The sequence below is a fragment of the Oleiphilus sp. HI0080 genome (assembly GCF_001635135.1).
The window spans coordinates 1-422 of sequence record NZ_LWFU01000221.1 but is presented as its reverse complement, the minus strand read 5'-3'; the positions used below and the strand labels follow the sequence as shown (position 1 = coordinate 422).

Here is a 422-nt window from a genome sequence, read left to right as displayed (position 1 = left end):
GCACACGTTTGTAATGTGCGCAGAGCGATTTAAACAGGGCCAGGCTGCTCCCGCGATGGACAAGGAAAGTAGTGGTTCAGCACAGCATTTTTTATTGCTGGATGAGTTTTATCGCACCGCGATTCTTTTGACGGGTCGTTACCCGTTGTGGTGGCTTGTTCCTCCAGATGCAGAAGGCAGTTACGCTGAAATTACGCAATTATTGCTTGGCAACCGTTTTGTAAAAGAAGCCGATGTCTTAGATTTTGGTAGTACTCATACCATTCCCAAAAGCGAGCTTATTGGAGCCGGCCTGTGGCAGTTGTATAAGAGCCTTGAGTCTCCCTATAAGTCAGCACTGAAGCTATTATTGGCGGAGGTCTATGCGCGCGAGTTGCCCGAGTACCCCTGTTTAAGTGTCGAGTTCAAACAGGCGGTTTACG

Annotated in this window: 1 protein-coding gene; it reads left to right on the top strand. The window is 48.6% G+C overall.

Annotation, left to right across the window (positions count from 1 at the left end):
* Positions 1–55 precede the first annotated feature (55 nt).
* Positions 56–422: class I adenylate cyclase (locus A3751_RS02410; RefSeq protein ID WP_231876823.1), on the top strand; the 367-nt coding region annotated here is incomplete at its 3' end.